Annotated in this window: 25 protein-coding genes; 14 read left to right on the plus strand and 11 right to left on the minus strand. The window is 46.1% G+C overall.

Annotated features, from left to right (window positions below):
• Positions 1-10 precede the first annotated feature (10 nt).
• The 4 genes from fdxA (at position 11) to H3V12_RS09620 (ending at position 3,566) form a co-directional block, all read left to right on the plus strand.
• The gene (gene fdxA, locus H3V12_RS09605) at positions 11-349 is read left to right on the plus strand and encodes a ferredoxin FdxA (protein WP_075869344.1); all 339 of its coding nucleotides are present in this window, start codon (positions 11-13) and stop codon (positions 347-349) included.
• Positions 350-715: 366 nt separating this feature from the next.
• Positions 716-1,321 (plus strand): CarD family transcriptional regulator, encoded by a 606-nt coding sequence (locus H3V12_RS09610; RefSeq protein ID WP_198214485.1) that lies wholly within the window; start codon positions 716-718, stop codon positions 1,319-1,321.
• A gap of 259 nt (positions 1,322-1,580) precedes the next feature.
• Positions 1,581-2,492: an RNA polymerase factor sigma-32 gene (locus H3V12_RS09615; RefSeq protein WP_075869342.1), complete on the plus strand. Its 912-nt coding sequence runs from the start codon at positions 1,581-1,583 to the stop codon at positions 2,490-2,492.
• A 123-nt stretch (positions 2,493-2,615) separates the two neighbouring features.
• Positions 2,616-3,566: a cation transporter gene (locus H3V12_RS09620; RefSeq protein WP_198214486.1), complete on the plus strand. Its 951-nt coding sequence runs from the start codon at positions 2,616-2,618 to the stop codon at positions 3,564-3,566.
• Between the two features lie 28 nt (positions 3,567-3,594).
• Here H3V12_RS09620 and H3V12_RS09625 read toward each other — a convergent pair whose 3' ends face one another.
• Entirely contained in the window at positions 3,595-5,106 is a 1,512-nt protein-coding gene (locus H3V12_RS09625) for a M48 family metalloprotease (RefSeq protein ID WP_198214487.1), read from the minus strand.
• Between the two features lie 233 nt (positions 5,107-5,339).
• Between H3V12_RS09625 and H3V12_RS09630 the strand changes: the two genes are divergently transcribed.
• From H3V12_RS09630 to H3V12_RS09640, 3 genes are all read left to right on the plus strand, one after another.
• A complete protein-coding gene (locus H3V12_RS09630) occupies positions 5,340-5,975 on the plus strand; it encodes a thiamine diphosphokinase (RefSeq protein ID WP_198214488.1) in 636 nt (211 codons plus the stop codon).
• Between the two features lie 160 nt (positions 5,976-6,135).
• Positions 6,136-6,429: a glycine zipper 2TM domain-containing protein gene (locus H3V12_RS09635; protein ID WP_075869339.1), complete on the plus strand. Its 294-nt coding sequence runs from the start codon at positions 6,136-6,138 to the stop codon at positions 6,427-6,429.
• Between the two features lie 113 nt (positions 6,430-6,542).
• A complete protein-coding gene (locus tag H3V12_RS09640; RefSeq protein WP_198214489.1) occupies positions 6,543-8,348 on the plus strand; it encodes an ATP-binding cassette domain-containing protein in 1,806 nt (601 codons plus the stop codon).
• A gap of 177 nt (positions 8,349-8,525) precedes the next feature.
• On the opposite strand, the gene H3V12_RS09645 is transcribed toward H3V12_RS09640, so the two are convergent.
• Both H3V12_RS09645 and H3V12_RS09650 read right to left on the minus strand, forming a co-directional pair.
• Positions 8,526-8,783, minus strand: coding sequence for a DUF2312 domain-containing protein (locus tag H3V12_RS09645; RefSeq protein ID WP_075869337.1), 258 nt, complete (start codon positions 8,781-8,783; stop codon positions 8,526-8,528).
• Between the two features lie 162 nt (positions 8,784-8,945).
• Entirely contained in the window at positions 8,946-9,740 is a 795-nt protein-coding gene (locus H3V12_RS09650) for an N-formylglutamate amidohydrolase (protein WP_198214490.1), read from the minus strand.
• Positions 9,741-9,912: 172 nt separating this feature from the next.
• Between H3V12_RS09650 and H3V12_RS09655 the strand changes: the two genes are divergently transcribed.
• Both H3V12_RS09655 and pyk read left to right on the plus strand, forming a co-directional pair.
• Complete coding sequence (locus tag H3V12_RS09655; RefSeq protein WP_225867792.1) at positions 9,913-10,341, plus strand: DUF1036 domain-containing protein; 429 nt, start codon at positions 9,913-9,915, stop codon at positions 10,339-10,341.
• Positions 10,338-11,774, plus strand: coding sequence for a pyruvate kinase (gene pyk, locus H3V12_RS09660; protein WP_075869334.1), 1,437 nt, complete (start codon positions 10,338-10,340; stop codon positions 11,772-11,774). The genes H3V12_RS09655 and pyk overlap by 4 nt, the downstream gene beginning before the upstream one ends.
• Positions 11,775-12,307: 533 nt before the next feature.
• Here pyk and H3V12_RS09665 read toward each other — a convergent pair.
• On the minus strand, positions 12,308-12,670 hold the full coding sequence (locus H3V12_RS09665) for a cell division protein ZapA (RefSeq protein ID WP_075869332.1): 363 nt from the start codon (positions 12,668-12,670) through the stop codon (positions 12,308-12,310).
• A 12-nt stretch (positions 12,671-12,682) separates the two neighbouring features.
• Positions 12,683-12,958 carry a DUF4164 domain-containing protein gene (locus H3V12_RS09670; protein WP_075869331.1) on the minus strand — a complete coding sequence of 92 codons (276 nt, stop codon included), beginning with the start codon at positions 12,956-12,958 and terminating at the stop codon, positions 12,683-12,685.
• Between the two features lie 223 nt (positions 12,959-13,181).
• Between H3V12_RS09670 and tkt the strand changes: the two genes are divergently transcribed.
• From tkt to H3V12_RS09695, 5 genes are all read left to right on the plus strand, one after another.
• Positions 13,182-15,161 (plus strand): transketolase, encoded by a 1,980-nt coding sequence (gene tkt, locus H3V12_RS09675; protein WP_198214491.1) that lies wholly within the window; start codon positions 13,182-13,184, stop codon positions 15,159-15,161.
• 33 nt (positions 15,162-15,194) lie between these two features.
• Positions 15,195-16,202, plus strand: coding sequence for a type I glyceraldehyde-3-phosphate dehydrogenase (gene gap / locus H3V12_RS09680; protein ID WP_198214492.1), 1,008 nt, complete (start codon positions 15,195-15,197; stop codon positions 16,200-16,202).
• Between the two features lie 149 nt (positions 16,203-16,351).
• The gene (locus H3V12_RS09685) at positions 16,352-17,542 is read left to right on the plus strand and encodes a phosphoglycerate kinase (RefSeq protein ID WP_075869328.1); all 1,191 of its coding nucleotides are present in this window, start codon (positions 16,352-16,354) and stop codon (positions 17,540-17,542) included.
• A 132-nt stretch (positions 17,543-17,674) separates the two neighbouring features.
• The gene (locus H3V12_RS09690) at positions 17,675-18,703 is read left to right on the plus strand and encodes a class I fructose-bisphosphate aldolase (RefSeq protein WP_075869327.1); all 1,029 of its coding nucleotides are present in this window, start codon (positions 17,675-17,677) and stop codon (positions 18,701-18,703) included.
• Positions 18,704-18,994: 291 nt separating this feature from the next.
• Entirely contained in the window at positions 18,995-20,119 is a 1,125-nt protein-coding gene (locus tag H3V12_RS09695; RefSeq protein WP_198214493.1) for a porin, read from the plus strand.
• A gap of 871 nt (positions 20,120-20,990) precedes the next feature.
• Here the strand turns inward: H3V12_RS09695 and H3V12_RS09700 are convergent.
• The 6 genes from H3V12_RS09700 to H3V12_RS09725 form a co-directional block, all read right to left on the minus strand.
• Positions 20,991-21,731, minus strand: a complete 741-nt coding sequence (locus H3V12_RS09700; RefSeq protein WP_198214494.1) for a transporter substrate-binding domain-containing protein — start codon at positions 21,729-21,731, stop codon at positions 20,991-20,993.
• A gap of 240 nt (positions 21,732-21,971) precedes the next feature.
• The gene (ybgC, locus tag H3V12_RS09705) at positions 21,972-22,427 is read right to left on the minus strand and encodes a tol-pal system-associated acyl-CoA thioesterase (protein WP_198214495.1); all 456 of its coding nucleotides are present in this window, start codon (positions 22,425-22,427) and stop codon (positions 21,972-21,974) included.
• On the minus strand, positions 22,420-23,463 hold the full coding sequence (ruvB, locus tag H3V12_RS09710) for a Holliday junction branch migration DNA helicase RuvB (protein ID WP_075913880.1): 1,044 nt from the start codon (positions 23,461-23,463) through the stop codon (positions 22,420-22,422). Before ruvB ends, ybgC begins: the two co-directional genes overlap by 8 nt.
• Before the next feature lie 9 nt (positions 23,464-23,472).
• Entirely contained in the window at positions 23,473-24,087 is a 615-nt protein-coding gene (gene ruvA, locus H3V12_RS09715) for a Holliday junction branch migration protein RuvA (RefSeq protein WP_198214496.1), read from the minus strand.
• On the minus strand, positions 24,084-24,593 hold the full coding sequence (ruvC, locus tag H3V12_RS09720) for a crossover junction endodeoxyribonuclease RuvC (protein WP_075869322.1): 510 nt from the start codon (positions 24,591-24,593) through the stop codon (positions 24,084-24,086). Before ruvC ends, ruvA begins: the two co-directional genes overlap by 4 nt.
• A 74-nt stretch (positions 24,594-24,667) precedes the next feature.
• Positions 24,668-25,156 (minus strand): DUF1465 family protein, encoded by a 489-nt coding sequence (locus H3V12_RS09725; RefSeq protein WP_198214557.1) that lies wholly within the window; start codon positions 25,154-25,156, stop codon positions 24,668-24,670.
• Between the last annotated feature and the right edge of the window lie 326 nt (positions 25,157-25,482).

A 25,482-nucleotide genomic window follows, 5' to 3' on the forward strand; every position in this document is an offset into this window, starting at 1 on the left:
AGATTGAACAATGACCTATGTTGTGACCGACAATTGCATTCGCTGCAAATACACTGACTGCGTTGAAGTTTGCCCGGTTGACTGTTTCTATGAGGGGGAGAACATGCTTGTTATCCACCCCGATGAATGCATTGATTGTGGTGTCTGTGAGCCGGAATGTCCGGCTGAAGCAATTAAGCCTGATACTGAACCCGGACTTGAAAAGTGGCTTGAACTTAACATGGAATATTCGGCCAAATGGCCAAATATAACGGTCAAGAAGGATCAGCTTCCCGAAGCAACCGAGATGGATGGCGTGACGGGAAAACTTGAGAAATACTTTTCTCCCAAGCCGGGAACCGGTGACTAGCCATATAAACAGTTGAACTTGACTGGCCAATGATTGATTTCGTTGGTTTTTTGTGTTATGGTTTTTTCGTTAAACCGATAACCGGATGTCATTGGCGTTTCTTTTTCTCATCGAAAGGTGTCTTAATCTGACGTAATTCGTGTCGAATAGTGGACGGCTTTATTGCGTCCAATTGAATTATGTCGAGGTTTGCGGATTTATTATCGCATTTGCTTTGCATTTGCGGATAGGTGAAGTCCTCTTCTGCACCTTGAATCAAAAGTAACGTCCATTCTTCCGGAAATCGGATAAGGCTCTCTGTTTGCAGAGCTTTCAACCTGTGTTTGTCGGCAACAGTGCCGAGCACAAATGGAGTTGGTTAAGAATATGTCATCCCCCAAGAAAAAATCCCCGGCTCGGCAGGGGTTCAAGGCTCAAGAATACATCGTTTATCCCGCTCACGGTGTTGGCCAGATTGTTGCTATTGAAGAACAGGAAGTGGCCGGCGTAAAACTCGAGCTGTTTGTTATCCATTTTGAAAAAGACAAGATGCACGTCAAAGTGCCGGTTGCCAAGGCTATTTCTATTGGTATGCGCAAATTGTCAGAGACAGATTTTGTCGAACGTGCCTTGAAAGTTCTACAAGGCCGCGCCCGTATCAAGCGGACAATGTGGTCGCGTCGGGCTCAGGAATATGATGCAAAAATCAATTCGGGCGATTTGATTTCTATTGCAGAAGTTGTTCGTGATCTTTTCCGTGCTGAAAATCAGCCGGAGCAATCTTATTCGGAACGTCAGCTTTATGAGGCTGCGCTTGACCGGATGGCACGTGAAATTGCTGTTGTTAATAAAATTTCGGAAACCGAGGCTGTCCGTGCGATCGAGATCAATCTTGCCAAAAGCCCCAAGCGGAGCGTTAAAAGTGATGCTGAAGCGGATAGCGAAATCGAAAGTGATGTTGATGGCGAAGACAGCGAAAACGTTGCTGCTTGATTAAAGTAAACAAACCGGATTTTATTTGTTAATCCCTTTTTTCAAAAGCCCGCTTTTATAGCGGGTTTTTGTTTTTTGACACTATACATTTATCAATCAGGTCAAAAATGGTCGTTAAAAAATATATCAAAAGTTGAAAAAATAAAACTTTTAGTTGTTTTTTTACGGAACCAACCTTCGCGATGTGCGTTTCCCAATCTGAAAGCAACATAGGTGTTGCTCTTTAAGATTAACGAGTTTCTCATCGAGGGGGCAGATCATGGCCAGCATACCGACGTCAACGCAGTTAACGACAAATTTCAATGCCGGCACGGACAACACACTTGGCCGTAATATGATGCGTTCAGCGATGAAGGCACCCTATCTCGAGCGCAATGACGAACACGATCTGGCACTGCGCTGGAGAGACAAAAAAGATAGTGTGGCAATGCATCAGATTGCAGTTGCACACATGCGGCTGGTCATTTCAATCGCGGGGCGATTCAAACATTTCAAACTACCGCTGAGCGATCTTGTTCAGGAAGGCTATGTCGGACTCCTAGAAGCGGCAGCACGCTTTGATCCCGAGCGCGAGGTGCGTTTTTCTACCTATGCCACATGGTGGATCAGGGCTTCCATACAGGACTATATTTTGCGCAACTGGTCAATCGTACGTGGTGGTACCAGTTCGGCACAGAAAGCGCTTTTCTTCAATTTGAGACGGTTGCGTGCAAAGCTTGCCAGCGAAGACAGAAATATGAGCAAGCAGGATATATTCCGCAGCATTTCGGAAAAACTTGGTGTCTCTGTTTCTGATGTCGAAACAATGGATTTCCGCTTTTCGACGAGTGATAATTCTTTGAGCGCGCCGATGATTGCCGATGACGAGAGCTCGGGCAGTAAAATGGATACGCTGGTCGATGATCATCCGTTGCAAGACACACTTGTCGAAGATGAAATCGACGGAAATCGCCGTTCGAAGTGGTTGCATGATGCGCTTCAAATATTGAACGACAGAGAGCTCCAAATTATTCGTTGCCGTCGTTTGAACGATGACGGGGCTACTCTTGAAGCATTGGGAGAAAAAATGGGAATTTCCAAGGAACGTGTACGCCAGATCGAAGCACGCGCCATGGAAAAATTGCGAAATTATCTTCTTTCTGTTAATAGTGTCGATGCTTATCAGGTTTAATCGCCAAGGGAATATGTGACGATTGCGTTTCGTTTTTTCGGGCGGTCGTGCCGGTAGCTAAAACCAATACCTAAAAGGCTTGCCCCGAAAAATTGGCCACGAGAACTGGCTTGGAGAAGTTGTTTGTCACCGTTTGATAGAAACGCACATATCGAACAAAAAATACTTGCATATTCAATTCTGGCTACAATCGTTCTGGCTGTTGCAGGTATTACTACCGGAATTCTGACAGGTGCATCATCTATTATTTTCGACGGAATGTATTCATCGATTGATTGTGTCTTCAGCATTGCAGCGCTTCTTGTTGTTCGACTGATCGAAATCGACGTCAACCGGCGAAGCCGCAAAGCACCGAAATTTGTCGAGCGTTTTCAATACGGTTTCTGGCATCTCGAACCGATGCTTTTGGCAATCAACGGGTTATCCCTGATGATTGCCGTTATCTATGCGCTGTTCGAGGCTGTAGGAAAAATTTTGAACGGCGGCAAACTTCCGCATTTTGATGCTGCAATCTGGTTTTCGGTTTTCGCAGTCATCCTGTGTTTCGGGATGGCGTTTTACGAGCATTATTTCAATCGCCGTATAAAATCGGCCTTTATTACCATTGATGCGAAAAGCTGGATCGTATCGGGCGGAATAGGATTGGCTCTCTTATGCGCTTTCAGTTTTGCCACCCTCATTGAAGGTACAATTTATGAATGGGTTTTGCCTTATATCGATCCGGTTGTTTTGGCTTTTATTGCGATAATCATGTTGCCAATGCCGGTAAAAACGGTTCTGCATGCCATGCGGGATATTCTTATGATAACGCCCGTTGATTTGGACGAACATGTCAATGGTGTAGTTGACGAAATTGTCGAAAAATACGGCTTTGTCGGTTCCCAAAACTATCTTGCAAGGGTCGGCCGCTCCACAATGATTGAAATTCATCTCATTTTGCCGGAACATTACAAAATTGCCGAGGTCGAGGAGCTTGATAAAATCCGCACCGAAATTGGTGACCGAATAGGCCACGCAGGGCCGGATCGGTGGCTCACTGTTTCTTTCACATCAAGTCCGCATTGGGCGTTTTAATCGACCTCATTACGTTATCCCGATCAGGCTATTCCGAGATAATCTTGATTCTGTCACCTGCCGATAAATTTGCGGTTGGTGGCAAGGCATTGATGATACGCAACAGTTTTTCTTTTGCGTTGGTGCCTTGCATGCGTAGAGCAAGTGATGCGACAGTATCGCCCGAGCGAACATTGACAACGCGAATGCGCAAAGGTTTGAGAGAAGAAATCTCGCGCGACGATAATGTTTTGAATGACGAGGTTGTTGCAGTCGACACAGCATCAAGTTCGTTCGAATTTTTGGGGGCTGCTGTTAAAAATCTGAAGACACGGTCTTTAACAAAAATAACCACAACATCGAATTGCCAACGATCATTGGCAGCATGGGCACGTGCAGCTTGAAGGCCGTTGATAGTGACAGGCACAATCGAAGTTTGGTCAAGTCCACTTACCCAGCCGCTTTTGATGTAGTCGACCGGAGTTAATCCGCGGGGAAGTGCCACACCGTCGAAGCGCACAGCAATGTCATTATTGCCGCTTGCAATAACAGCATTTGACGAATTATCGATTGTGAAATTCTGCGGAACAGAAAAAGTAATCCCGAGTTTTGGGTGAATGAACTGGTTACCACGAATGTAACCTTCGTCGGCTGTATCACCAAAAATCATTCCGTCAATACCGTTGAGAAAATCATCGCGGTCGGTCTTTCCTACACCCGGAGCTCCCACTTTACGTGCCTGATCGGTTGCGAGCTGGATCCGCTGCGGTGTCGAAGGATGGCTGGCCAGAAAGTCCAGGGTTGCATCGGTTGCTCCTGAAACATTGCGATAGGACGCATAAGCTTCCATTGATTGTAAAAAGCGTGGCGAGGCGAACGGGTCATACCCCGCCTGTCCTAACATTTTTATGCCGATTGCATCCGCCTGCAATTCCTGATTGCGCGAAAATTGGGCAAGGCGCAGTTTACCGCGAATAGCTGTTTCCCGCTCGGCCGAATGGTCTTCCAGAACTTCGCTAACAACCTGATTTGTAAGTTCTACCTCGGCCTCTTTCTGTTGACGCAAAATACCGTGATTGGCTGTGACGTGTGCCATTTCATGAGCAAGAACAGCCGCCACTTCGGACGAATCATTGGCGAGCGCAAGAAGCCCGCGCGTTACATAAACGTAGCCACCGGGAAGTGCGAAAGCGTTTACATTGGGCGAGTTTAAAATCGTAATCCTATAGGTCTGGGCGGGGTTATCGGAAACCGCTGTGAGCCTTCCGACAATTTTGGCAACCATGCGTTCAAGCTTCGGATCACTATATTCGCCGCCATAGGTTTGTAAAATTCGCGGATGCTGGGACGCACCCAATTGTGCAAGAGAATCCCCTTTGCTCACCTTGTCGACAGTGACCGGTGCGCCGGAAGGCATAAGGCCTCCATCGGGCTTATTATAATCGACAAGTTGGCAAGCTGTTAAGCCGGAAAAAATAAAGCTTAAAAAAATGGTAAAACCCGTCGTTTTGACCACACGCTTGGAAACATGTGGCACTGAATGCAGGTCTGAAATGGCCATTTTTTTGCATTTACTCATCGCGACCGATGTTTGATCCTCATTGCGGCAAAATATAATCCCGTACTATAAGGCTGAAAAACTTTGAAAATAACAAGCTTTTTCAAAATTTCCCCTATAATAGAACGAATAGAAGCGAGTTGTTGTGACATATCAATGATCACAGAACAATCAAATAGATACCGATTAAAAATTAAAATGGGCTATTTACGTAAAAAAGCAAATTCGGGGTGGTCATGAAAACCTACACTATTCTTCTTGACGGTGATCTTCAGGTAACCCCGCGGCTTTTGGCAGAGATAAGAAAAAGCAATGTCATTGTTGCTGATGGTGCGATACGTTATGTCGGGCCCCTTGGTGTAACACCCGAATTATGGGTCGGGGATTTTGATTCGGCCGATCCGGCGCTGATGGTAAAATATCAGAATATTGAGCGGCGGTCTTTTCCTGTTGCCAAAGATAAAACCGACGGTGAACTTGCAATCGACTTCGCTTTGGAAAGAGGGGCAAACCGTATTATTTTATGCGGCGCATTGGGGGGAAAACGGTCCGATCATGCATTTTTCCATTTCGTACACGCTTTGGCGATGAAACAGAACGACATTGATGTGCTACTCACAAGTGGTAACGAGGAAGGATATGCTATTCTTCCGGGCCACCATTCATTCGATTTTCCTGCAGGCACAATTTTCAGTATCATCGGTTTCGATGACCTTGGCGGCTTGACAATCGAAGGGGCAAAGTGGCCACTTTGTCGCAAAAACGTGCCCTTCGGCTCTTCATTGACACTTTCCAATGAAGTCGTTGGTCAATTGCATTTAACTCTTTCCTCGGGGCGAGCAATTCTCGTTGCTCAATTCAATGCTCATTGACGGGCTTTAGAAGACATTCAAGGGTAGCTTTGTGAAAATAATTTTCTATATCCATATGTAATAGTAAGGATGGGGTCGAGTGTCGGTTTCCGCCTTATCTTGGTTTCGCCTTATTATTACGACACAGTACCGGGAAAATCATAAGAGAAAGAGTGAGGACATGTTTAAACGAATTTCTGTAATTGCCATGGTTTCGGCTTTGGGTTTGGCGACCGTTGCCTGTTCGCCGAATGAACAGCGTACTGCCGGATATGGCGTTGGTGGTGCAGCCTTGGGTGCACTTGCAGGCGGTGCTATCAAGGGGAATGGCAAGGGTGCTTTGAGGGGGGCTGCAATCGGTGCAGCTGCAGGGACACTCGTCGGCGTTGCAACAAAACGCAATGGCGTCCAGTATTGTAATTATCGCGATGCTTATGGTCAGATGTATCAGGCACCTTGCAATCAATACCAATAAGGTTTTAAAGACCTGAAAAATGAAGGGGTCGGTTCTGCTGGCCCTTTTTTATTTTTATGTGTTTTAAAGTTATATTTTGCTATTAAACCGATCAATAGCTACATGGAATCATAATGGCGCCTCCTCTTTTACGTCTTGATCATATTTCACTCACCTTTGGTGGTACACCATTGCTCACCGACGCCGCACTATCCGTGTCGAATGGCGATCGTATTGCGCTTGTTGGTCGTAATGGTTCGGGTAAATCAACACTTCTTAAAATTGCAGCCGGACTTGTCGAACCGACAGATGGCGAGATTTTCCGGCATCCCTCGGCAACAATCCGTTATTTGCCGCAAACACCCGATCTTGAGGGTTTTAAAAATGTGCGTGCCTATGTCGAAGCGGGCCTCGGGCCTTTGGATGATGTCCACCGTGTGAGCTATATGCTTGATCATCTGGGTTTGACGGGAGAAGAAAAGCCCGACCAGCTTTCCGGTGGTGAAGCGCGCCGCGCCGCATTGGCGCGCGTTATTGCACCCGCTCCCGACATTCTGCTTCTTGACGAACCCACCAACCACCTTGATCTCACGACAATCGAATGGCTCGAAGGTGAACTCAAAACAATACGTTCAAGCATCGTGTTGATTTCGCATGATCGTCGTTTTCTGGAAAACGTCTCGCAATCGACAATCTGGCTTGATCGGGGGGAAACAAAGCGTCTTGGTAAAGGATTTGCTTTTTTCGAGGAATGGCGTGACAAACTTCTTGAAGAAGAAGAAATGGAGCAACAAAAACTCGGCCGCCAGATTGTGCGTGAAGAGCATTGGTTGCGTTATGGCGTGACAGCACGGCGCAAACGCAATGTGCGTCGTCTTGATGAATTGCAGAAATTGCGGCAGAAATACAAGAGTTATCGCGGGCCGCAAGGCAATGCTGTCATGGAGTTAAGCGATTCACAGGAATCCGGAAAACTGGTGATCGAAGCCAAAAATATCAGCAAAGCTTATGGCGAACATGTGCTTGTCGATCATTTTTCAACCCGTATCCATCGTGGTGATCGGGTGGGACTGGTTGGTCCCAATGGCATTGGCAAGACGACATTGTTATCCATGTTGAGCGGGGTTTTGACACCCGATAGTGGAACAGTGAAACTTGGCGTCAATCTCGAAATCGCCACGCTTGATCAAAAACGTTCGCTTGATGAAAGTGAAACGCTTGCCCATTATTTGACTGATGGGCGAGGCGACAGTGTTATCGTCAATGGCGAACAACGTCATGTTATTTCTTATATGAAGGATTTTCTGTTTTCGCCTGAACAAGCGCGCACACCGATTAAAGAATTGTCGGGTGGTGAACGTGCGCGGTTGATGCTGGCGCGCGTATTATCGCGTCCTGCAAACCTGTTGATACTCGACGAGCCTACAAATGATCTTGATATGGAAACGCTTGATCTTTTGCAGGAACTTGTAAGCAATTTTCCGGGAACTGTTTTGCTTGTCAGCCATGATCGTGATTTTCTTGATCGTACGGTTACCAGTATTATCGCTCCTGAAGGTAATGGTCGTTGGCTCGAATATGCCGGTGGTTATAGCGATATGATTGCACAACGAAAAGGTCGGGAAATCGAACAGAAAAAACTTGTGAAATCGTCTTCGCCGCAAACATCAGGCACAGCTGAACGGGGCAAACGGGAAACAAAACAAAAGCTATCCTATAAACAGAAATATGCTTTGGAAAAATTGCCATCGGAAATTGATGCGCTGCATCAGGAGATTGCAAAGATGGAACACGAATTTTCCGATCCTGATCTTTATTCCAAGGATGCCAAAAGGTTCGATGAACTTTCGCGCCTTCTCGAACAAAAACGCAAAGACCTTGAAACAAAGGAAAACGAGTGGCTGGAGCTTGAAATGCTGAAAGAAGAACTCGAAAAATAGCTTTATTTTTTAAAGCTATAGGGTGAGCTTCAACGCGAATTATTTGGCATTGATAAATGGGTTGAACGGTAAAATACAGATAGTGGTTTTAAGTGCCATATAATACCGGTAATCAGCAATAGATAACAAAAAGCCTTCCGGAAATGGAAGGCTTTCGAGTTTTTGGAAATTTAGAAATCAGCTCATGCCAAGCGCATCTTTATAGAGCTGGATCATGGCCTCTTCTTCCTGACGCTCATGGTCTTCCTTTTTACGCAAACGGATAATCGTGCGTACGGCCTTGCTGTCGAAGCCACTTCCTTTAAGCTCGGCATAAACCTCTTTGATGTCGTCGGAAATTGTTTTCTTTTCTTCTTCAAGGCGTTCAATACGCTCGATGAAAGAACGCAACTGGCCAACAGCCACTGCTTGTTTTTCGTCTGTCACTTCACTCATGGAAATGGCCTCCAGATAAATCGTGTTCGAACGAGTCGTTTAGTCGATCGTCCAGTTTCCTGTTGATGTCCGAGTCCTGCCCTCGGAGTCAAGATGGCAGCTTTAATTTTTCGCATCCGTCTTGCAGCGTCAATATCGCGCTTTAAGTGTGATGAAGTAAAATTACTTGTCCGCACGCGAGGGAAAAACCTGTTTCATGTGAATCATCGGCGCTGCATTTATTTTACGAAACAGGGGTTCCAGATAGTCAGCCCATTCGGTCACACCTTTTTCATTCCCGATCAAATCCTGCCTGACTTCAATCAGAATATGCGCAATGCCTTTTTTTGTACAATGGCGATACATTGTATCGCCTTTCAGCGCACCATCATAAGGTTCATTATCACCGACCTTGATATGTCCAATCCTGTTCAATCCTTCAAAAAGCGGATCGAATACGCGTCTGTCGCTATCCCATAAAAGGCCGATATGCCATGGGCGGGCTTTGCCGCGCCAAACCGGTGTGAAAGAATGGACAGAAACCACAAAAGGGCTTTTTCCGCTTGCTTGCCCGACATTGGCAATGAGCTTGCCGATTGCCGTGTCATAGGGCTTGTAATAATTGTCAATGCGGCGTTGTCTTTCATTTTCGCTCATCGGATAATTTTGTGCAATCACCGCGCCGTCGGATAATTGCATGATAAGTGTCGGGTCATCTTCACCCCTGTTAGGGTCAATCAAAAGTCGTGAAAAATGGCTGATAACTGCCGGTGCATCAAGGCGTCTTGCCAATTCACGGGTAAGTAGCTCCGCACCTATATCATAAGCGATGTGGCGTTTGAACTCGGCCGGGTCGAGCCCGAGTGAACCGTATTCAGCCGGCAGAAAATTGCTTGCGTGATCACAGATTAATGCAAGATCCGTCTCCATATTGCCGGGGATTTCTTCAAAAGAATAGAAATTTTCTTTCTGTTTCATTTTTCTATCATCACTTTATAATATGAGCTGATTTGAAAGTCTCTGACATTGACAAAATTTACGAAACTAAACAAAACACAATTCAAGTGCAAAAGATGAACGGTCGCAACGAAATAAACCGAAGGTGCCAGAAATGTTGTTGAAAAAGATTCTGATTGTTCTCTTCGGTGGTATGTTTGCGTTCACCTTTCAAAACGCAACGAAAGCGGATTTTCGTGTCTGCAACACAACTCAGGAAGTTATTGGTGTGTCTATCGGATACCGTGCGAAAACCGGCTGGGTTTCCGAAGGCTGGTGGGTCGTCGGTCCCACGCGTTGCAAGACGATTATTGATGGGGCTCTGGCATCGCGCTTTTATTATCTTCATGCGGAAGATGCCAAAAATCACGGGCGTTGGGATGGGCCTATCAATATGTGTGTGAAAGATTCCGAATTTACGATTAATGGCGTGAACGACTGTTTTGCACGCGGCTTTCAAAAAGCCGGTTTTCAAGAAATCGATACAGGTACCCAGACAAGCTGGATGGTGCAGCTTACGGAACCGGTATCCAATAATCCGGCGTTGAATACGCCGCTTGTTACAGGAGCTCCTACAAAATGAAACGTAACCGTAAAGTAAAGATTGTTGCTACGCTCGGGCCTGCTTCGTCTGACGAAAAAATGATCGAAAAACTTTTTCTAGCGGGCGTCGACGTTTTTCGCATCAATATGAGCCATGCCGACCATGACACGATGCGTAATCTCGTAAAAATTATTCGTAATATCGAAAAAAAGCAGGGGCGGCCGATCGGTATTCTTGCCGATTTGCAGGGACCGAAGTTACGTGTAGGGGAATTTGCAAATGGTAAAGTCGATCTTGTAGCTGGTCAGACTTTTACGCTCGACAATAAAGATGTTCCGGGCGACAATACGCGTGTTTACTTGCCGCATAAGGAAATTTTCGATGCGGTCAAGCCGGGAGAACGGCTGCTCATTGATGATGGCAAATTGGAGCTTCTGGCACAGAAATGCTCGCATACCGCTATTGAATGCAAGGTTGTTGCGGGAACGCACATTTCCGATCGTAAGGGCGTAAGCCTGCCCGACACGCTGCTTGGGGTCGGTGCAATGACAGAAAAAGATCACAAAGACCTGCTCGCCGTTCTTGAACAGCCGATTGACTGGATTGCGCTTTCCTTTATCCAGCGTCCTGAAGATATTGCCGAAGCCCGCAAAATCGCCAAGGGTAAAGTGGCGATCCTTTCAAAAATTGAAAAGCCGCAAGCGGTTCGCAGAATTAACGAAATTGTTGATTTATCCGACGCTGTTATGGTGGCACGTGGTGATCTTGGTGTCGAGATGCCGTTGGAAACAGTGCCCGGTATCCAGATGGATATTATCAAATTGTGTCGGCGTGCAGGAAAGCCGGTTGTTGTCGCAACCCAGATGCTTGAATCTATGATCTCGTCGCCGGTTCCTACCCGTGCAGAGGTTTCCGATGTTGCAACAGCAGTTTATGAAGGGGCTGATGCCATTATGCTTTCGGCTGAATCGGCTGCCGGCGCCTATCCGGAAGAAGCAGTGCGCACGATGGATAAAATTGCTTGCAAGATCGAACGGGATTCCAATTATGAACCGATGATTGATGCCCAACATCCGGATCCCGAACCAACCGGTGCCGATGCAATTTCACTTGCAGCAAGGCAGATTGCCGAAACGCTCAATCTTTCTGCCATTGTTGCTTATACGGCCTCTGGCGCAACGGGTATTCGTGCATCTCGTGAGCGGCCGATGCCATCAATTATTGCGCTTTCTCCGATTACCGAAACAGCACGGCGCCTTGCCCTTGTCTGGGGACTTCATTGTGTTGTCACAGACGACGCTCACAATCTTGACGATATGGTCGAAAGAGCCGCAGCCATTGCACTGCGCGAAGGCTATAGCGTTCCCGGAGACAGAATTATCGTAACGGCCGGTGTGCCGCTTGGAACACCTGGTGCAACCAATATGTTGCGCATTGCCTATGTGGAAAAGGAAGACGGCAAGCGCAGATAATAGGCGTTGAACCGGATCATTCCAGTTTTAAAAATAATGGTTCAACGGCGGAACAGATTCATCATGTTCCGCCGGAACATGCCTTGAACCGCTTTGCATTCAAGAAAAACGTTTCAAATATTTTTGAACCTGTCTGAAAGGCCGGCGGTCAAGCGCTGGTTCCTTGATGCATTTTTTGCCCCATGTAACACCGGCCAAATATATGGGCCGAAACACTCGATAAATGTCAAAACAGTTACTATAAGTCGCAACATTCGGGACAATAGCAGATTGCCGCATGTTGTTTTGCCAATAAAGTGATTTCTGCTCGCAGCCCGCATGAAAAAGCCATGTTTATTGATCCCGAGAGTTAGATAAATTTCATTGACACCTTGAATTCCGGTGACCTCTCAAGGAAAACGTGTTTTACTTTTATATACGGATTTGAAACCCGCTAGATTTATGAAGTTCACAAATTTTGAACGCTTCTGATTGTAAAAACAATCGACAAACGTGTTTCTCCGGATAAGCGGTTTTTAGCCAAATTGATACCGTTACTGGTTTTTTACGAGTTGGCGGGCAAGCGCATCAATATGACTGGCTGCACGATCAATCGCTTTGGCAGCAACGGTTTCATAGCGTTCGCAAGCATCTGTCAATTGTGCATTTTCCTGCTCTAAAGCTTCATTCTCCTGCTTCAGGCTTTTTAGCTGACGCCGCGCTTCGTCAAGCTCGTCCATAACCATGATGCCTGCCATAACAGAAAGACGATGATCACCGATCTCGCCGAAATTCGATTTCAAATGGCTGATGTATTGGTCAAGCTGATGGGCAAGACCGGCAAGATGGTCTTCTTCGCCTTCATCGCAGGCCATGCGGTAGGTTTTTCCATCGATCGTGACTGATACAGTTGCCATATTATTTGCCCTTTACCGGTCAACCACTGTTCGTATCGTTTCCATTGCAGTGATAAGGCGGCGAGATACTTCCTTATTGGCTTGTTCAAGACGTTCAGCGCGCGATTCAGATGTATCAAGTGCTTGTGCCAGACGGCTGCGATCTGCATTCATGCGCTGGATTTCTTCCTCGAGTTCGCTGGTGTCGTATGAATCTTTATTGTCATTGACAACAGCATTTTCAAGCGTTTTAAGAGCGTTTTCCAGACGATTGATCGCTTGATCGAGAATTGATGTATCTTGTGGCATCGAGTTCCAGATCCTTTTATAAAAGATAAATTCAAAAACGAATCATTCCGGCAAATTTTATCCTGTATTTGTCATTCTTAAATGTCTTCCGGCCTTGTGGCAAGAAATCCACCGTATCAAAGCTGGTGACAGTGGGATTTTATTGACTCGCACAGTTTAAGTGATATTTGTCAAAAGAAGCATTAGACCGAATTTTTTACCGATCAAAGAGTAGCCAATTCTCATGAAAAATACCGACAAGCAAAACCAGATGGCCAATGCTATCCGTTTTCTTTCCATTGATGCAATCGAGAAAGCAAATTCCGGTCATCCCGGTCTTCCGATGGGTGCTGCCGACATTGCAACAGTTCTTTATACCAAATTTCTCGCCCATGATCCGAAGAAGCCGAATTGGCCCAATCGGGACCGGTTTGTTCTTTCGGCAGGCCATGGTTCCATGCTGCTTTATTCGGCCATGTATCTTTCCGGATATGAGGATGTCACAATCGACGAGATAAAGAACTTTCGTCAGCTCGGTGCGAAAACAGCCGGTCATCCGGAATACCGGCATATCAATGGTGTAGAAACAACAACGGGTCCGCTGGGACAGGGCATAGCCAATGCCGTCGGAATGGCACTTGGCGAACGGATCATGAATGCGCGCTGGGGCGATCTGGTCGACCATTATACTTATGCACTTGTCGGCGACGGTTGTCTGATGGAAGGTATCTCTCAGGAAGCAATCGCTTTTGCCGGCCATATGAAACTCAACAAACTTATTGTCTTCTGGGATAATAACCATATCTCGATAGACGGTGCGATTACGATATCCGACAATACCGACCAATGCGCACGCTTTGAAGCGTGTCAGTGGAACACAATCAAAGTGGACGGTCACGATCAGGACGCAATTGCCAAGGCAATCGAAAAAGCAAAAACTTCTGATAAACCGACGCTTATTTCCTGCCGGACTACGATCGGCTTCGGTTCACCTCATAAAGCCGGTACCAACAAGGCTCACGGTTCACCTCTTGGCAAGGAGGAAGTTGCCGAGACACGTAAAGCACTCGGGTGGGAAAGCGAGCCTTTTGTTGTTCCTGCCGAAATTCTTGATAACTGGCGTCTTGCCGGCCTTAATGCTGCAAAAAAACGTCAGGAATGGGATAAAAAATTCGAAGCCCTTGATCCGCAGAAACGTGCCGAATTCGAGCGTTTGATGCGTGGCGACCTGCCGGGAAATTTTGATAGTGTTATCAGCGATTACAAAAAGAAGCTTGCTGCCGATCAACCGAAAGTGGCAACGCGTGTCGCTTCCCAAATGGCACTTGAAGTGATCAATGGTGCTGTCAATGAAACAATTGGCGGTTCCGCCGATTTGACAGGTTCGAATAACACCAGAACCAGCCAGACCAATGATATTACGCCGGATGACTTTTCCGGCCGCTATATCCATTACGGAATTCGCGAACATGCCATGGGCGCCATTATGAACGGTTTGTCGCTTTATGGCGGCATTATTCCTTATTCGGGAACGTTCTTGTGCTTTTCCGACTACGCCCGTCCGGCAATGCGGCTTTCCTCATTGATGGGCATCCGTGTCATCTATGTCATGACACATGACTCAATCGGATTGGGTGAAGACGGTCCGACCCACCAGCCGGTGGAACATCTGGCAAGTTTAAGGGCAATTCCCAATCATCTTGTTTTTCGTCCCGCCGATGTCGTTGAAACAGCCGAATGCTGGCAGTTGGCGCTAAAATCCAAAACAACACCATCGACTTTGGCTCTGACCCGCCAAGGGTTACCGACCTTGCGTAAAAATTATGAAGAAGATAATCTTTGTGCATTGGGTGCTTATGAGTTGATGACAGCCAGTGACGAAGCGAAAGTCACGATCTTTGCTTCGGGTTCGGAAGTTGAAATTGCTGTAAAAGCTCGTGAAACGCTTGAAAATAAAGGCATTCCGACAAGAGTTGTATCGGTCCCTTGTTTTGAACTGTTCGAGCGCCAAGTAGAGTCCTATAGAACGGCATTGATAGGAACTGCGCCGGTAAAAATTGCTATTGAAGCAGCTATTCGTCAAGGATGGGATCGTTTTATCGGATCAGATGGCCTATTTATAGGTATGCATGGTTTTGGTGCGAGTGGTCCTATCGGCGCACTTTACCAACATTTCGGGATTACAGCCGAAGCCGTCGTTGCAGCGGCGGAAGCAAAGCTTTAATATTCAAATATCTCAATTAAAGGGAGAGATAATATGGCAGTACGTGTAGCAATCAACGGATTTGGACGTATTGGGCGTAATGTTGTGCGCGCAATCATTGAAAGCGGTCGCAAAGATATTGACATCGTTGCAGTTAACGATTTGGGGCCTGTTGAAACAAATGCCCATCTGTTGCGCTATGATTCAGTCCATGGACGTTTCCCTCATGAAGTAAAGGTATCGGGTGATACCATTGATGCCGGCCGCGGGCCGATCAAAGTTACGGCTGCTCGCAACCCGGAAGAATTGCCATGGAAAGAACTTGGCATTGATATTGCGATGGAATGCACCGGCATTTTTACAGCCCGCGAAAAAGCTGCTGCCCATCTTGATGCAGGTGCCAAGCGTGTTATCGTTTCCGCACCGTCAAAAGGCGCTGACCTGACGGTTGTCTATGGCGTCAATCATGACAAGTTGACCAAAGAGCACAAGGTCATTTCGAACGGATCTTGCACCACCAATTGCCTTGCCCCGGTTGCCCATGTCCTCAACAAAACTGTTGGCATTGAAAAAGGCTTCATGACAACCATTCACTCTTATACCGGCGATCAACCGACATTGGATAAATTGCACAAAGACCTCTACCGAGCACGCGCTGCAGCTTTGTCGATGATTCCGACATCGACCGGTGCTGCCAAGGCTGTTGGTCTGGTCCTGCCGGAACTTGCCGGCAAGCTTGATGGCGTTGCTATCCGCGTTCCCACCCCGAATGTTTCGGTCGTCGACTTTACCTTTATTGCAAAGCGTCCGGTTACGCCGGAAGAAATCAATGAAGAAATCCGTGCTGCTGCAAATGGCCCCATGAAGGGCATCCTCGGCTATACCGATGAAAAGCTTGTCAGCCATGATTTCAACCATGACCCGCACTCTTCGATTTTCCATACCGAGCAAACAAGGGTTATGGATGGAACCTTCGTTCGCATTCTTTCATGGTATGACAACGAATGGGGTTTCTCCAATCGTATGGCTGATGTAGCTGTCGCATTCGCAAAGACCATCTGATGAAAGCAATTCGGGGGCGTGAAGCCCCCGAATTCGTTTGAAATGCGAGGCTTTGCCGAGCACTTGTTTTTAGCCTTGCTATGAAAAGTAAATGAGCGGACTGTTTGTGAAGAAGAACGGTCGTTTCTTGGAAAAATCTGGAGAAAAATATGGCTTTTCGCACCCTTGATGATGTTGATGTAAAATCGAAACGCGTTCTCTTGCGGGTCGATCTCAATGTGCCGGTCGCGGACGGAAAAGTAACCGATACCACCCGTATCGAACGGGTAAGACCAACCATCACTGAATTGAGTAGAAAAGGTGCTAAAGTTATTTTGCTTGCCCATTTCGGACGTCCGAAGGGCAAGATTGTTGCCGAATTTTCATTGAAGCAGATTGTGCCGACTGTGGAAAAGGTATTGGGCAAACCGGTTGCTTTTGCTGAAGATTGTATCGGCGAAAAGGCCAAGGCTGCTGTTGATGCCCTGAAAGATGGCGATATTGTTCTTTTGGAAAATACGCGCTTTCATGAAGGCGAAGAAAAGAACGATCCGGCATTTGTCAAAGCATTGGCTGAAAATGGCGATATTTACGTTAATGATGCATTTTCGGCTGCCCACCGTGCCCATGCGTCGACCGAGGGGCTTGCCCATGTTTTGCCAGCCTATGCCGGTCGTTCAATGCAGATGGAACTCGAGGCACTGGAAAAAGGCCTTGGTCATCCTGCTCATCCGGTTGTCGCCATTGTTGGTGGCGCCAAAGTTTCGACGAAAATCGATCTTCTGAACAATCTGATCGAAAAAGTAGATGCACTGATTATCGGTGGCGGTATGGCCAATACATTTCTTGCAGCCAAAGGAACAGGCGTTGGCAAATCGCTTTGTGAACATGAACTTGGTGAAACTGCCCGTTCTATTCTAACCAAAGCAAAAACCGAAAACTGTTCAATCATTTTGCCGGTTGATGCCATTGTTGCCGAAAGTTTTGAAGCAAATTCTCCCAACCATTCTTATGGCGTTGATTCAATTCCCGCCGATGGAATGATTCTTGATATTGGAGAAAAGTCTATCGAACGCATCAATGCAGCCATCGACGATGCTGCAACACTGGTCTGGAATGGACCACTCGGAGCTTTCGAACTGCATCCTTTTGATGCCGGTACCGTCGCTGTTGCCAAGCGTGTTGCTGCACGCACAAAACAAAAGAAGCTCATTTCTATTGCCGGTGGTGGTGATACTGTTTCAGCTCTTCATCACGCCGGTGTTGCTTCCGATTTTACCTATATTTCGACGGCAGGTGGTGCCTTCCTCGAATGGATGGAAGGCAAGCCATTGCCCGGAATTGTCGCACTGGAAAAATAGGTCGAGAGAGCGGGGGTTCTTTTCATAAGGAATTTTCCGCCTGCACACCAGAATATTTGAAACGGGGGTCACCGTTTCACTTTGCATGTAATGTTATTATTGTCTGGCTATTAAAAAAGAGGAGCCACCCCAATGAGTGAACGTATTGAGGATATTGCAATTGCTATGACGGCAGGAGGAAAAGGTCTGCTTGCTGCTGATGAAAGCACCAGTACTATTAAAAAACGCTTTGACACGATCAAACTGGAATCGACCGAAGAAAACCGTCGCGATTATCGCGAAATGCTGTTTACGACCAAAGAAGCCATGGAAAAATATATTTCCGGCGTCATTCTTTTTGACGAGACAATCCGCCAGAAGGCCTCTGATGGCCGCATGTTGACCGATATCATCAAAGCTGCCGGCTCAATTCCCGGTATCAAGGTTGACGAGGGAGCAAAGCCGCTTGCAGGCTTCCCCGACGAGACGATTACGGAAGGGCTTGATGGCTTACGCGGGCGTTTGAAAGAATATTATGAATTGGGTGCCCGTTTTGCAAAATGGCGCGGTGTCATTTCTATTGATAAGAGCAAATTGCCGAGCTGGGGTGCGGTTCGTCAGAACGCCCAAGCTTTGGCTCGCTATGCTGCACTTTGTCAGGAAGCACAGATTGTGCCGATCGTCGAACCGGAAATCCTTATGGATGGCAAGCCCGGCGACCATTCTATCGATCGCTGTTATGAAGTGACAGAACATGTCTTGAGGACAGTTTTTGATGAGCTGTTTGCCGCCCGCGTCAAGATGGAAGGCATGATTTTGAAACCCAATATGGTGATTGATGGCAAAAAAGCCCGTAAAGCTTCGGTTGAAGAAGTGGCGGAAAAAACCGTTCGGGTTTTGAAAACGACAGTTCCTGCTTCGGTTCCCGGAATTGCATTCCTTTCTGGAGGCCAGTCGGACGAAGAAGCAACAGCCCATCTTTCGGCAATCAACGCAATCGGCAATCTTCCTTGGAAAGTTACATTCTCTTACGGGCGCGCTCTTCAGGCAGCAGCGATCGAGGCCTGGGGCGGCAAAAAGCAGAATGTTGCAGCCGGTCAACGTGCTTTTGCCCATCGTGCAAAGATGAATTATCTGGCAGCACTCGGGAAATGGACACCAAAAGACGAAAAGGCTGCCTGATTTTCTTAAAACCTTATTTTAAAGCGTTCGATAAAAGCCCGAAGCTACGGTTTCGGGCTTTTATCAGATTAAGTGTATCATATTTGTTACAGATTGTTTTTTAAAAAGCCGATACAACTCATATGACGATTAAAAACTTGAATAACTTATTCAAGTTTGTATAGATGCACAACGTTATAGATTTGCCCGTTGCAATTTGCATGGACATGACGGGCGAGGGAACAGAAATGTCCATATCAATCAGTGGATCCACGATGGATCGCAGTCGATAAGCAAATTTTCGGGGCAGTTATGAAAAAAATTTTTCAAGTGTTACTGGTAACATCAGCAACTATCGGAATTGAAACAACATTGGCAAAGGCAGCAGATGTCGCCTTACCTGAAGCAGAGCCGGTTGAATATGTTCGTGTTTGTGATGCTTACGGAGAAGGATATTTCTATATCCCCGGAACAGATACATGTTTGAAACTTGGTGGTTTTGTCTATGCGCAGGCAAAAGGCGGAGATGATGTTTATGCCCGCTCGCGCAAAGATCGCGATATGAAAACATGGCGTGATGAAGTGCGTGCCCATTTGCTGGTTGCAACAGCATCCGAAACCGAGCTTGGAACCTTGAAAACTCATATCGAATTGCGTTCGGATTTTGATGATGGGTCGGATGCATCCTCTTCCGAATTGCGTTTCGGTTATATTGATCTTGGCGGTTTGCATATCGGTGTTGATGAATCGGCATTGAATACGTTCTTCGATTATTATGGCAACTTCATCAATGATGATGTTGTTCTGGGCGGTGCCTATCGTACCAATATGATCCAATATCAACATTCATTTGCCAACGGTTTGACTGCGTTGGTTTCGATTGAACAGGGCGGCGATGAGGATACCGACTTTAATGGAACGATAAAGGATTATACGCCGGACGTTATTGCCGGTTTGAAGTTCGAACAAGGTTGGGGATCAATCACCGGTGCCGGTGCCTACGATGCGGTCAATGAAGCCTGGATTGGCAAGGCCAAAGTCAATTTGAAGATTACCGATGCATTCAATCTATGGGTGATGGGTGCATATAAGGACCTCAAAGACACCTACTATGACGATATCGAAGATAAGGATTCAATCATCCGTGATGGTCATCGTGGTATTCGTGCGGTTGACAGTTTCTATGGTACATGGGGCGGAAAATGGGTTGGTTGGCTCGGCGCGTCTTATAAATTCACGCCGAAAACAACAGGTAACTTACAGTTGACTTATGAAGGCGTAGGCAACACCTACACGGCTGCCAATGTTGCTTATGAAATGCTTCCCGGTCTTACTGTTATGCCTGAAGTCAACTATCGTAAATGGAACGATGTCCATTCCGATTTGCATGATCAGGATGCTATTGGTGGAGCTATCCGGATCCAGCGTGATTTCTGATTATTCGAAACGTTTTGATAAAAGCCCCGAAAGGGGCTTTTTTATTTAAGATGAATGATTTTGCTTGATGCCCAGATATCAGGCGACAGGTATGACGGGCGAAGACCAATGCAGCCGGTATTTCAACCTTGGCATTCTGTTCCGCTGGTTTGTTTTATCCGGATTGTTATTTTCATAAAAAGAGCTAGAGGAGAAAGTAGAGTTTGACAACTGTTAGCAGCAATAACCGAAGGTAACATATGTGGTTATACGTGTTTGTTATAAAATGACGATCGAATATCAATAAGCTCAACGCAAATACGATTGACGATCAATATTATAGTTTAAACCGACAAGGTCTTCGGGAATAATGGTTTTCACAACAAAAGAGCTGTCATTTGTTTTTAAACGCGCTCATCAAGAATTTTCAAAATAACGGCATTCGTTCAAAAGCGATTGGAACGAAAATGTCTTTGGAATATTTGCCTATCCCGATATTTGAATCGAGCGAGCAACAAAATTTCCAGCGGATAAGCTAGTTTGTTGAATGTTCCGATTTGAACAGAATTTCAAGTGCAAATTGCCGACTGTAGAACGATTATTCACAATAATGGCGGACAAAATGAAATAACGCCTTTGTTGCCGGTTTGAAGAACTCATAGTTCAATTTTTTAACGATCTTGCACCGCAAGACATTAACCTTCGGAGAAATATTGGCATTCGGGAGAGGTGTAAAGGGGCGCATGAGTGTGGACCTGTTTTCATGAAAGAGCCTTAACCGCATGAACCTAATTTTTAGGGAACATAAAAAACGTCGGTCAGAGTAGGGAAACTCACGCCGATGAATGTCTAATAAAAACTGATACCAAACCGAATTCAGTAATTCAGGATTTCAATGCGGATCAATGCCGAACCATTTTTTATAAATCGTCGCATAGGTGCCATTGTCTTTCAGATGTTTAAGTGAAAGATTGTAACGTTCAAGCAGTTGACTTCCTTGGGGGAAAGCCGCTCCATACGTTTGTTCTTCAATATCTGTGCCAACGGTTTTTACTTTGCCTTTGCCCGTGGTCGCGGCATAATGCAATACAGCCGGCGTATCAAATAACACAGCATCGACATTGCCTTCGGCAAGATCTTCATATGCTCCGTCTATTTCAGGAAACAACCGGCGTTGGGTGTTTGGCAAATGCTCGATCGCATAAGGAAAAGCGCTTGTCCCCATTTTTATGGCAAGGGTCTTTCCTTTCAAATCTTCAATAGATTTGATATTGCTGTCATCGCGAACCAATAACATCAGGCCGCCTTCATAATATGGTTTGGAAAAATCGACAACGTTCGAGCGTGTTCTGGTAATAGTAAGCCCTGCCATGGCGACATCAATCTGCCCGATGTGCACATCCGACATAATTGTCGAGAAATCCATAGGCGTAATTTTGTATTTGACACCCATGTCATTCGCTATAGCTTGCCAGAGTTCAACATCGAAACCTACAAGTTTTCCATCTTGCATAAAGCTGAAAGGAATATGATTATTATCAGTTGCAAATCGGATTTCCTGAGCTTGCGCAAGCCTCACAAAGCTTAAAGTTGCCAATAAAATGACAACTTTAAACATAAATTTGATAATCATTAGTCACCCCCTCATTCACGAATCTATCTAAAGTGTTCGAAAAGTACGCCTTTGCTTCTAAAGAATTTTTCAACATTAGAGTTTCACAGTATAGAAACGGAAACGAACAAAACTCTACATCAACAAACATTAAGATTATACTTATGCCCTAAAAAAACTAACACTTTAAAACGCCTTGCTCGCATCCTGAAACCGGTTCAATGTCCTTATCACACGCTAAATGTTATGTCCCGATTAAAATTATTTGTCCATTGTGGTGTTTTCCCAACTTTCGATAAACTCGTCCGGTATGCGAGTCGGCCGACCTTCGGAATTGACCAAAGCCAATTGAACATCTGCAGAGACAAGTAATAGGTCGTTGCGAATAATTTCCTGCGCCATGACAATTCGTGCGCCTGTCACTTTTGTTATCTTCGTCCGTATATCAAGTATATCGTCAAAGCGGGCAGATTTATGGTAGTTGACGGCTATTTTATGTACAACCCAACCTAATTTTTCGTTTTCTTCGGTGTCGTGCGGTTGTTGGTGTTGAGCCCTGCTCAATCTTATAAATTCCGATCTTCCACGTTCAAAAAATTCCAGATAACGGGCATGGTAGACGACACCGGTAAAATCGGTATCAGCATAATAAACACGGGCGAAAAGATGGTGTACATTACCGATAAATTCGCCACAAAAAGGAACATTCTCAATCATCAGATTCGCCAAAAAGGTTTGCTTGCATTTGGTCTGCAGACTTCGGAGGATTTAACCCCATATGCGTCCACGCTTTTGCTGTCATTATTCTTCCCCTCGGTGTTCGTTGAATAAAACCTTGCTGGATCAGATAAGGTTCAATGATATCTTCGATCGCATCACGAGGTTCGGATAAGCCGGCAGCTATTGTTTCAATTCCGACCGGTCCGCCGCCGAAATTTTCGGCAATCATGCCAAGATAGCGCCTGTCGAGCTGGTCGAGGCCGAGCTGGTCGACTTCCAGACGCAACAAAGCCTTGTTGGCAATGTCTCTGTCTATTGTGCTTGCTCCCGCAACGGAGGCAAAATCCCTGACGCGACGCAAAAGACGGCCGGCAATACGCGGTGTTCCGCGTGCACGACGTGCAATTTCTCTTGCGCCATCTTCGGCAATCGGCATTTGCAAAATATGGGCGTTGCGTTTGACAATATGTTCAAGCTCTTCGACCGTGTAAAAATTGAGTCTGATCGGAATACCAAAACGGTCACGCAAGGGTGTTGTCAGCAATCCAAGTCTCGTCGTTGCTGCAACAAGGGTAAATTTTGAAAGATCAATTTTGACAGAACGTGCGGCAGGCCCTTCACCGATAATAAGATCAAGCTGGAAATCTTCCATGGCAGGATAGAGGATTTCTTCAACGGCGGGGCTTAACCGATGAATTTCATCGATAAAAAGAACATCGCGTTCCTCAAGATTTGTCAAAAGCGCGGCAAGGTCGCCAGCCTTGGCAATAACCGGCCCAGAAGTCGAATGGAAATTGACACCAAGTTCTTTGGCCATAATTTGCGCAAGCGTTGTTTTCCCGAGGCCGGGGGGGCCGACGAACAGAACGTGATCCAAAGCTTCATTACGACTTTTTGCTGCTTCGATAAAGACTTTCAGATTTGCCCGTGCAACTTCCTGACCGACAAAATCATCAAGACATTGCGGGCGTAGCGAAACATCACCATCTTCATCGCGTTTATCCGCCGTAATCAGGCGTTCGTTGTTTTCCATTCCGCCAGTTTACCTTGAAAGTTCTTTTAAACCAAGCCGTATCAGTTTGGCTGAATCGGCATCGTTGCCAGCCTCACGTAACGCGCTCGCAATTGCATTTGCAGCCTGATCGCGCGAATAGCCAAGATTTTCCAATGCCGACACCGCATCCGATATTGCTTGAGAGGCGCTTCCTTCGCCAATTTCCTGTTTCAATGCTATGTTCTTGTCATTGCCGCTGAATTCGGGAACTTTGTTCTTAAGTTCACTGACAATACGTTCGGCAACTTTCTTACCAATCCCCGGTGCGCGGCAGATCATTGCAATGTCTTTGAGCGCAATTGCATTGCCGATTTCAGCCGGTGACAATGTACCAACCAGTGCAAGCGCGACCTTTGCACCAACACCCTGAACTGTTTGTAAAAGTCCGAACCATTGTTTTTCGGCTTTTGTTGTAAAGCCGAAAAGCTTGATGGCATCTTCCCGCACTTGTGTTTCAATGAAGAGTGTCACGGGCTCGCCAATTTTAGGCAGATTTCCCAGAACGCGGGGACTTGCGAAGACAATATAGCCGACGCCATTCACATCGACGATCAGATGATCAGTGTTGATTTCGTCAACTAAACCTTTCAGTTTTCCAATCATGCCAAGGCTTTCAAACGGTTTTCAAGGCTGTTGCGATTATGGGCGTGGCAAATTGCAATAGCGAGAGCGTCAGCTGCGTCACTTGAATCGAAATTGGCTCGCGGCATCAAAACTTTTACCATCATATGGATTTGCTGTTTTTCGCCGTGCCCCACACCGATAACCGCTTTTTTTATCGAATTCGGCGCATATTCGGCAACCGGCAAACCAGCCTGTGCCGGCGCCAATAATGCAATGCCGCGGGCTTGCCCGAGTTTCAATGTGGCCGTCGCGTCCTTGTTGACAAAAGTTTGCTCGACAGCTGCTTCTTCGGGCATATAGGAATGGATAATTTCCGAGAGCCCGTCATAAAGCGTCGATAATCTTGCTGCCAAACTTAACCGGTCATCCGACCGGATTGTGCCGGATGTGATAAACTTCAGACTGTTTCCCGCAGTTTCTATGACGCCATATCCTGTCCGTCTTAGACCGGGATCTATACCAATAATGCGAATCGCTTCTGCCATAACCAATGCATAAAAGTTTTCACTTCGTTTTTGTAGCAGAATGTGAACAAAAAGGAAACAAAATGAAAAGCTGGTTAATTATGCTGAAAGGCCGCTTTGATCCGGTCGATCTGTTTGCTCACCGGATTGGTGGAACCATTCTGTCCGCTCATAACGCCTTCAACATCGTGGTCCATATGGCGCACACGTTCTTCTATGCGTAGTGACAGTTCTACCAGGTTTTTGAATTTTTCCGGAAGTTCTTGAAAATGTGCATTTTCTCCGATCAGCGAAGGAGTGTCGAGACAGACTTTTGCTTTTTCCTGTGCAATCTGTTCTTTGGACATTTCTTTTTCGCGTGCTGCCCGAAACAATAACAACCAGGAAGCCACCTGCATAAGGCGTGTGCTCATGCGCATGGCTTCGGCTGCATAAAGTGATGAAGCCTCGCCTGAGAGAGTGCGTGAAGCGATTTTACCTTCGCCGTCGATATAGGCAGCTGTTTGTTCGATTAATGACATTCCCTCATCATAAAGGTGGGAAAATGCATTATCGAATGCTCCATGCTCGAACATGACAATCATGTTGTCGTTATGAGAATTTTGCGGTTGCAACCCACTTACTCCGACTTTTCTTAATCAATGGATACAATAGCAGATTAAAGATCTTTTCAGCCCATTGTTCCATCCGGTTTTTGCAGCAACGGAAAATTGCACTTTTATTGGCGTTTTCGCAACGAAATCCTTAATGCAAGGTTAACAACCACAAAGCTATAGTTAAGACGGATGTTTGAAAGATTTATCCGAACCAGGTCGGGCTCTTGGGTATCTATCGGCTTAAATGACCGCCACCCAAGTTTATTTTGTGGGTGTTCGGTCACCCATTACCCGTTATTCTATCCGGCACATTT

It is taken from the genome of Bartonella sp. W8167 (assembly GCF_016100335.1).
Classification (GTDB): Bacteria; Pseudomonadota; Alphaproteobacteria; order Rhizobiales; family Rhizobiaceae; genus Bartonella; species Bartonella apis.

What these genes read in the sequence shown, in the direction of transcription:
- fdxA (WP_075869344.1), top strand. Translation starts at nt 11, where the DNA reads ATGACCTATGTTGTGACCGACAATTGCATTCGCTGCAAATACACTGAC.
- H3V12_RS09610 (WP_198214485.1), top strand. Translation starts at nt 716, where the DNA reads ATGTCATCCCCCAAGAAAAAATCCCCGGCTCGGCAGGGGTTCAAGGCT.
- H3V12_RS09615 (WP_075869342.1), top strand. Translation starts at nt 1,581, where the DNA reads ATGGCCAGCATACCGACGTCAACGCAGTTAACGACAAATTTCAATGCC.
- H3V12_RS09625 (WP_198214487.1), bottom strand. Translation starts at nt 5,106, where the DNA reads ATGGCCATTTCAGACCTGCATTCAGTGCCACATGTTTCCAAGCGTGTG.
- H3V12_RS09630 (WP_198214488.1), top strand. Translation starts at nt 5,340, where the DNA reads ATGAAAACCTACACTATTCTTCTTGACGGTGATCTTCAGGTAACCCCG.
- H3V12_RS09635 (WP_075869339.1), top strand. Translation starts at nt 6,136, where the DNA reads ATGTTTAAACGAATTTCTGTAATTGCCATGGTTTCGGCTTTGGGTTTG.
- H3V12_RS09640 (WP_198214489.1), top strand. Translation starts at nt 6,543, where the DNA reads ATGGCGCCTCCTCTTTTACGTCTTGATCATATTTCACTCACCTTTGGT.
- H3V12_RS09645 (WP_075869337.1), bottom strand. Translation starts at nt 8,783, where the DNA reads ATGAGTGAAGTGACAGACGAAAAACAAGCAGTGGCTGTTGGCCAGTTG.
- H3V12_RS09650 (WP_198214490.1), bottom strand. Translation starts at nt 9,740, where the DNA reads ATGAAACAGAAAGAAAATTTCTATTCTTTTGAAGAAATCCCCGGCAAT.
- H3V12_RS09655 (WP_225867792.1), top strand. Translation starts at nt 9,913, where the DNA reads ATGTTTGCGTTCACCTTTCAAAACGCAACGAAAGCGGATTTTCGTGTC.
- pyk (WP_075869334.1), top strand. Translation starts at nt 10,338, where the DNA reads ATGAAACGTAACCGTAAAGTAAAGATTGTTGCTACGCTCGGGCCTGCT.
- H3V12_RS09665 (WP_075869332.1), bottom strand. Translation starts at nt 12,670, where the DNA reads ATGGCAACTGTATCAGTCACGATCGATGGAAAAACCTACCGCATGGCC.
- H3V12_RS09670 (WP_075869331.1), bottom strand. Translation starts at nt 12,958, where the DNA reads ATGCCACAAGATACATCAATTCTCGATCAAGCGATCAATCGTCTGGAA.
- tkt (WP_198214491.1), top strand. Translation starts at nt 13,182, where the DNA reads ATGAAAAATACCGACAAGCAAAACCAGATGGCCAATGCTATCCGTTTT.
- gap (WP_198214492.1), top strand. Translation starts at nt 15,195, where the DNA reads ATGGCAGTACGTGTAGCAATCAACGGATTTGGACGTATTGGGCGTAAT.
- H3V12_RS09685 (WP_075869328.1), top strand. Translation starts at nt 16,352, where the DNA reads ATGGCTTTTCGCACCCTTGATGATGTTGATGTAAAATCGAAACGCGTT.
- H3V12_RS09690 (WP_075869327.1), top strand. Translation starts at nt 17,675, where the DNA reads ATGAGTGAACGTATTGAGGATATTGCAATTGCTATGACGGCAGGAGGA.
- H3V12_RS09695 (WP_198214493.1), top strand. Translation starts at nt 18,995, where the DNA reads ATGAAAAAAATTTTTCAAGTGTTACTGGTAACATCAGCAACTATCGGA.
- H3V12_RS09700 (WP_198214494.1), bottom strand. Translation starts at nt 21,731, where the DNA reads ATGATTATCAAATTTATGTTTAAAGTTGTCATTTTATTGGCAACTTTA.
- ybgC (WP_198214495.1), bottom strand. Translation starts at nt 22,427, where the DNA reads ATGATTGAGAATGTTCCTTTTTGTGGCGAATTTATCGGTAATGTACAC.
- ruvB (WP_075913880.1), bottom strand. Translation starts at nt 23,463, where the DNA reads ATGGAAAACAACGAACGCCTGATTACGGCGGATAAACGCGATGAAGAT.
- ruvA (WP_198214496.1), bottom strand. Translation starts at nt 24,087, where the DNA reads ATGATTGGAAAACTGAAAGGTTTAGTTGACGAAATCAACACTGATCAT.
- ruvC (WP_075869322.1), bottom strand. Translation starts at nt 24,593, where the DNA reads ATGGCAGAAGCGATTCGCATTATTGGTATAGATCCCGGTCTAAGACGG.
- H3V12_RS09725 (WP_198214557.1), bottom strand. Translation starts at nt 25,156, where the DNA reads ATGATTGTCATGTTCGAGCATGGAGCATTCGATAATGCATTTTCCCAC.